The 6,455-nt window shown below is 76.1% G+C and carries 6 protein-coding genes; 1 reads left to right on the top strand and 5 read right to left on the bottom strand.

Features of this window, described 5'->3' with window-relative positions:
• Positions 1–97 precede the first annotated feature (97 nt).
• From secD to ACFWWQ_RS17290, 4 genes are all read right to left on the bottom strand, one after another.
• Entirely contained in the window at positions 98–2,548 is a 2,451-nt protein-coding gene (secD, locus tag ACFWWQ_RS17305; RefSeq protein ID WP_384596913.1) for a protein translocase subunit SecD, read from the bottom strand.
• A gap of 96 nt (positions 2,549–2,644) precedes the next feature.
• Positions 2,645–3,286 carry a hypothetical protein gene (locus tag ACFWWQ_RS17300; protein WP_384596911.1) on the bottom strand — a complete coding sequence of 214 codons (642 nt, stop codon included), beginning with the start codon at positions 3,284–3,286 and terminating at the stop codon, positions 2,645–2,647.
• A gap of 80 nt (positions 3,287–3,366) precedes the next feature.
• Positions 3,367–4,035 carry a response regulator gene (locus ACFWWQ_RS17295; protein WP_384596909.1) on the bottom strand — a complete coding sequence of 223 codons (669 nt, stop codon included), beginning with the start codon at positions 4,033–4,035 and terminating at the stop codon, positions 3,367–3,369.
• On the bottom strand, positions 4,032–4,991 hold the full coding sequence (locus ACFWWQ_RS17290) for a HAMP domain-containing sensor histidine kinase (RefSeq protein WP_384596907.1): 960 nt from the start codon (positions 4,989–4,991) through the stop codon (positions 4,032–4,034). The genes ACFWWQ_RS17295 and ACFWWQ_RS17290 overlap by 4 nt, the downstream gene beginning before the upstream one ends.
• 440 nt (positions 4,992–5,431) lie before the next feature.
• On the opposite strand from ACFWWQ_RS17290, the gene ACFWWQ_RS17285 reads away from it, so the two are divergent.
• Positions 5,432–5,758, top strand: coding sequence for a TraR/DksA family transcriptional regulator (locus tag ACFWWQ_RS17285; protein WP_384596905.1), 327 nt, complete (start codon positions 5,432–5,434; stop codon positions 5,756–5,758).
• 148 nt (positions 5,759–5,906) lie between these two features.
• On the opposite strand, the gene ACFWWQ_RS17280 is transcribed toward ACFWWQ_RS17285, so the two are convergent.
• Entirely contained in the window at positions 5,907–6,449 is a 543-nt protein-coding gene (locus ACFWWQ_RS17280; RefSeq protein WP_143941680.1) for an arginine repressor, read from the bottom strand.
• Positions 6,450–6,455: the final 6 nt, after the last annotated feature.

Genomic DNA, 6,455 nt, shown 5'->3' with positions numbered 1-6,455 from the left:
GGGGGTGGGGGCGTGGGGGGTGGGGGCTGCTGGTGGCCGGCGGGGGGGGGGGGGGGGGGGGGCGCGGCGCGCCCGCCGCCCCCCCCCCACCTCCGGTTCAGACCCGTGCCCCCGTGTCGTGGCGCGGCCGGTCGCCCGCCGGGCGGCGGGGACGGGTGCCGCGCGGGCGGGCCGGGTGCGGCGGCGGGGCGCCGCTCGCCGTCTCCAGCGCGATGGCCAGCGGCATCGCCGTGAACATCGACGAGTACGTGCCGACGCCGATGCCGATGAGCAGCGCCACCGCGAAGTCGGTCAGCGTGTCACTGGCCAGGAGGGCCAGCGCGGCGAGGACGAAGACCGTGCCGATGCCGGTGTTGACCGTCCGCGGCACGGTCTGCAGCAGCGCGCGGCCCGCGATCGCCCGGAACGGCGCGGCGCGGTCGGCGGCCCACAGCTCGCGGACCCGGTCGAAGACCACGACGGAGTCGTTGACGGAGTAGCCGACGACGGTCAGCAGCGCCGCGAGGAAGACGCCGTCGACGGGTTTGCCGAGCCAGGCGAAGGCGCCGATCAGCAGCAGCACGTCGTGGGCGAGCGCGGCGACCGCGGAGAGGGCGAAGGTCCAGCGGAACCGGGCCGCGAGATAGAGCATCTGCCCGGCCAGCGCCACGCCCAGGGCGATCAGCGCGCCGCGGCGCAGTTCGGTGCCGAGGCTCGGCCCGATCTGCTCGTCGCGCACCTTCTCCGCGCCGCCGCCCAGACCGGACACCACGTTCGTGACCCGGCTCCCGTCCGCGGCGGACAGCGGCTCGGTGCGGACGGTCAGCTCCCTGGTGCCCGAGGTGTGGACCACCGCGCGCGGGAAGCCCGCGTCGCCCAGGGCGGTACGGGCCCGCTCGGCGTCCACGGGGGCGGTGGTCGTGTACTCGATCATCCGGCCGCCGGTGAACTCCACGCCGAAGTCCAGGCCGCGTACCACGATGCCGGTGACGGCCAGGGCGAGCGCGACGGCGGCCAGCAGCGGCCAGCGGCGGCGGTGGCGCAGCGGGTCGGGGGCACGCTGCGTGAGCCAGGTGCGGACCCGTCCGGGGCGGGCGAGGCCGGTGAGGCCGGGGCGGCGGGTCACCGCCCGCCGGGAGAGGGTGAGTTCGGCCAGGACGCGGGTGATCAGCAGGGCGCTCACCATGGAGGCGAGGACGCCGATGCACAGGGTCACGCCGAAGCCGCGGACCGGGCCCGAGGCGCAGACGAACAGCAGGCCCGCGGCGAGCAGGGTGGTGAGGTTGGAGTCGGCGATGGCGCTGAAGGCGTGCCGGAATCCGGCGGTGAGCGCGGCGCGGGGGCTGCGCTTCGGTGCGCCGCTCCGGGTCCGGCCGCCCGCCGCGTACTCCTCGCGGGCCCGCTCGAAGACCAGCACGTTGGCGTCGACGGCCATGCCGACGGCGAGGACGAAACCGGCGAGCCCGGGGAGGGTGAGGGTCGCGCCGACGGCGAGCAGCGCGGCGTACGAGATCAGCGCGTAGCAGGCCAGCGCGGCGGCGGCGAGGGCGCCGAGGAGGCGGTAGACGACGGTGAGGAAGACCGCCGTCAGCGCCGTGCCGAGGAGCGCCGCGCGGGCGCTGGAGTCGAGGGCGGCGGCGCCGAGGGTCGGGCCGACGGTGCGCTGTTCGACGGTCTCGACGGGGACCGGCAGGGCGCCGCCGTTGATCAGGAGGGCGAGTTCCTTCGCGGATTCCTGGTCGAAGCCGCCGGTGATCTGCGTCGCGCCGCCGGTGATGCCGGTGCCGCAGGCGACGGAGGGGTCGACCTGCGGCGACGAGATGATCTTGTCGTCGAGGACGATGGCGGCGCGGCGGGCGGGGTCGCCCGGGGGCGCGCAGGCCGCCTCGGCGGTGAGCGCCGCCCAGGCGCGCTCCCCCGAACCTCGCAGGTCGAGGCCGATGTGCCAGCCCGTACCGCGCTCCGCGTCGAACCGCGCCGCGGCGTTCTCCACCCCGGCGCCGGTGAGCGCGGGCGGCCCGAGCCGCAGCCGGGTGCCGGATGCGTCGGGCAGGACGGGCCCGGGGGCGTCGCCCGATCCCTTGCGGGAGTCCTTCGGGAGTGTGCCGGAATCCGCAGGGACCCTGCCGGTTTCTTCCGCGCCCTTCCCGGGTGCTGCGGTGGCCTTGCCGGTCCCCCGGGTGTCCTTGCCGGTGGCCGGGCGGTCGGTGGGTGCGGCGGTGCCGAGGACGGGGTGGACGGTGAGTTGGGCGGTGCGGCCGAGGACGGCGGCGGCGTGGGCCGGGTCCTGGACGCCGGGGAGTTCGACGACGATGCGGTGGTCGCCGGAGCGGGTGAGGGACGGTTCGGCGACGCCGAGGGCGTCCACCCGGCGGCGCAGCACCTCCAGCGTGCGGTCGGTGGCGTCCCGGCCGGCTTGCGCCGACGGGGAGTCGCGGGTCTCCAGAACGAGCTGCGTACCGCCTCGCAGATCGAGACCGAGCCGGACGGGTTGGGTCACGGCGAGATAGGCGGACAGGGCGAGCACGGCGCACGCGAGCAGCGCGCGCACCCTGGTGGCGCGGGTCATGATGCCTCCAACGGGCTTACGACCCGAGGACCATTGCCCCCAGGTCGTTACCGCGTCCGGGCGTTGCCGGGCGCGGTGGAATGCGACAGGACGTCGTCAGCTGCCGGAGGAGGGCGGGGCGCGGGCCGGATGCAGCGCGGCGTACCCGCGCACACCGTCGGAGGCGCCACGGATACGCGGCGGGCGCGGCCCGGTGTACGGCGGTACGGGAAGGACGGCGGCGGGCGGCGTGCCCGACACCGGGTGGTACGTCTGCTCGGGACCCGCGCCCGGTCCGGTCCGCAGCACGGGGGCCGGACAGCGGACGACGGGGGCGGTCCGGAAGCCGCCGACGAAGGGGGCGGCGTGGGGGGCTTCGGAGTGCGGGGGTGAGGGCGGGGGTACGGGGCGGGCGCCCGGCTCGGAGGGGGCGTCCGGGGCGGAGGGGACGGAGGGAGCGTCCGGGGCGGAGGCGGCGTGCGGCTCCGAGGCGGCTTCTGCGGCGGAGGGGGCGCGCGGCCCGGAGGCGGCGCCCGAGGTCGAGGAGGCAGCCGGCGCGAGGGCGTTCCCCGGTGCGTACGCGGTGCTCGCCAGGCGGACGGCGCTCGCCACATGCCCGGACGGCACCGCCCCCCGCTCCCCCGCCGGTGGCGGGAGCGAGCCGAGGAGCAGGGCGGTGAGCAGCAGGAGGGTGCGGAGCACGGGACCGCGCAGGTCACGGGCGGCCGGGCCCGGGCGCCGTGCGCTCCGCCGCGTCATGCCGTCCCCCCTCTCCCGTCCGCATCGTCCACTCCGTTCCACCGCCACCGCCACCGCCGTGGCTGCCGCTGCCGCTGCCGCTACGGCTCGATCAGGCCCACCCGGATCGCGTACCGGGTCAGTTCCAGGCGGTCGCGCATGCCGAGTTTGTGCAGCATGTTCGCGCGGTGGCGTTCGACCGTCTTGACGCTGATGACGAGGGTGGCGGCGATCTCCTTGGACGAGTGGCCCTCGGCGACGAGTTTGAGGATCTCCTCCTCGCGGGCGGTGAGGATCTTCTCCGGCACGCCGTCGCCCTGCCGGGCACGGTCGAGGTAGTGGCGGATCAGGGCGGTGACCGCGCCCGGGTAGAGGAAGGGTTCGCCGCGCATGGCGGAGCGGCAGGCTTCCACGAGATCCCGGTCGGCGACGGATTTGAGGACGTAACCGGACGCGCCCGCCTTGAGGGCTTCGAAGAAGTACTGCTCGTTGTCGTACATCGTCAGCATCAGCAGCCGCAGGCCGGGCAGGGCCACGGAGAGTTCGCGGGCCGCCTGGAGGCCGGTCATCCGGGGCATGGCGACGTCCAGGACGGCCAGATCGGGGCGGTGCTCCCGGGCCAGCGCGAGGGCCTCGGCGCCGTCCCCCGCCTCGGCGACGACCTCCAGGTCCGGCTCGCCGTCCAGGATCAGCCGGACGCCGCGCCGCACGAGGGCGTGGTCGTCGGCGAGCAGGATGCGGACGGGGGCGGGCGCGGTGCGGTCGATCATGCGGCTTCCCTCTCTTCCCGGGGCAGCGGAACGGTCAGCCGGACGCTGAGGCCCCCGGTGGGCCCGGGCCCGATGTCCAGGCCCGCCTCGATGAACAGGGCACGCTCCCGCATCCCGCGGATCCCGGCGCCCTCGCGGGCCCGGCCCATGCCGCGGCCGTCGTCGCGGACCTCCAGCACCACCGCCCCGGGCGCCCGGCGCAGGGTCAGGTCGACGGTGCGGGCGTCGGCGTGCCGGGCGGTGTTGGTCAGCGCCTCCTGGGCGACGCGGTAGACCACCAGCTCGGCGGCGGCCCCCAGGTCCGGCGGACCGTCGCAGCGGCAGCGCACCGTGAGGCCGGTGTGGGTGGCGTAGTCGGTGGCGAGGGCGGTGAGGGCGCTGGTCAGGCCGAGGTCGTCGAGGACGCCGGGGCGCAGCCGGCGGGCGATGCGGCGGACCTCGTCCAGGCTCTGCCGGGTGGTCTCCTGGGCGTGCTGCAACTCGCCGCGGAGGTGTTCCGGGGCGCGGTCGGCGGCGCGCTTGAGCTCCAGGAGCACGGCGGTCATGCTCTGGCCCACCTCGTCGTGGAGTTCCCGGGCGATGCGGCGCCGCTCGGACTCCTGGGCGGAGAGGGCGCGGGCGGAGCTGGCGGCGCGTTCGGACTCCAGCCGGTCGAGCATCTCGTTGAAGGTGCGCAGCAGGACGGCGACGTCGCCACGGCCGTCGACCGGCAGCCGGTGGCCGGGGCGCAGCAGGTCCACGGTGACCATCCGCTGGGTGAGCCGGTCCAGCGGCGCCAGGCCGATGCGCAGCAGCGCGGCGTTGGCGACCAGCATGACGACGAGGCCGCCGACGAGCACCACCGCCTCGGTCAGCACCACCGGCACCGAAACGGTCACCGGCGCCCACAGCAGCAACGCGGTAGCCGCTCCCAGCACCACCGCGTTGAGCCCGAAGATCCGCCAGAACAGCGACACCGCGCGCCACACCTCCTTGATCGGCTCACTCTCCCATCCGTCGGGACCTCGGGGGCGCCCGGGTCGGGCACCGGGCCCAGCCTGCCGGTGCCCGGCGGCCGCGTCGATCGGGTGCGCGGCCCATCCCTGACCAGGGGCTACAGCTCCGGCGCCCCCGGAGATGGGTGGCACCACCCATGTACGGGGCGGGCGGCGGCGGTCAGGGTGAGATGCGGGAGCGACGGTGCCGCGTTCGCCGGGCGGCGTGCCGCCCAGGGGCGCGGTCCGGGCCGCTCCCGGCCGGGCGGTGACCGCCGCCCGCCGTCCCGTCACCCGCCCGCCCCGGCACCGTCGCCGGAGCGTATCGGGGGCCGCGGTGGCCGCGTCCCGGCCCGGTCTCGGACCCGGGCCGGGGCACGCCCGCCGCGGTCCTCGTGGCGCAGCGAAAGGAACCGTCCACGATGTCGCCTGAAGCGGCCCGCGCCGAGACCCCCGCCGAACGGATCGGCGCCGACGAGGCCCGTCAGCGCCTGGCGCACGAGCGTGACGCCCGGCTGGCGCAGCTCACGGCCATCGAGGGCGGTGCGCCTCCCGGCACCGACGCGCTGCTGACGTCGCAGACCGTCGCGATCCGCCGGGTCCTGACGGAGATCGAGCAGGCCGAGGCGCGGCTGGACGCGGGCACCTACGGCACCTGCACGCGGTGCGCCGAGCCGGTGCCCGCCGAGCGGCTGGAGATCCTGCCGTACGCCCGGTGCTGCGTCGGCTGCCAGGAGCACACCGGCTGAACCGCCGGGCAGGACGAGAGCCCGGGCGCGCCGCTTCCGTGAGGGCGGGCGCCCGGGCCCTTCGCGCGTACGGCCGGCCCGCCGCGCACGACGACGCGGGCCCGGCTCCGACCGACAGGTCAGGGCCGGGCCCGCGTCGTGAGGTGTCTCAGTGCGCCTTCTGCGCCAGCCGCAGCAGATGATCGGCGAGCGCCTGACCGCCCGCCGGGTCACGGCTGATCAGCATCAGCGTGTCGTCGCCCGCGATGGTGCCGAGGATGTCGTGCAGTTCGGCCTGGTCGATGGCGGAGGCGAGGAACTGCGCGGCGCCCGGCGGGGTGCGCAGCACGACGAGGTTGGCGGACGCCTCGGCCGAGATCAGCAGCTCCCCGGAGAGGCGGCGCATCCGCTCCTCCTTGGCCGACTCCCCCAGCGGCGCCCGAGGGGTGCGGTCGCCGCCCTCGCTGGGCACCGCGTAGATCAGCTCGCCGCCGGTGTTGCGGATCTTCACCGCGCCCAGCTCGTCCAGATCGCGGGAGAGCGTCGCCTGGGTGACGGAGAGACCGTCGTCGGCGAGCAGCTTCGCGAGCTGGCTCTGCGAGCGGACCGCCTGCCGGTTGAGGATGTCCACGATCCGGCGGTGGCGGGCGGTACGGGTCTGCGGTACGGCCTGGCCTCCACCGAGTGTTTCGTTGTCCTGCGCCTCAATCATCGCTTC

This window comes from Streptomyces sp. NPDC059080 (assembly GCF_042739975.1).
Taxonomy (GTDB): domain Bacteria; phylum Actinomycetota; class Actinomycetes; order Streptomycetales; family Streptomycetaceae; genus Streptomyces; species Streptomyces benahoarensis.
This window is presented reverse-complemented; position numbering and strand designations above follow the sequence as displayed.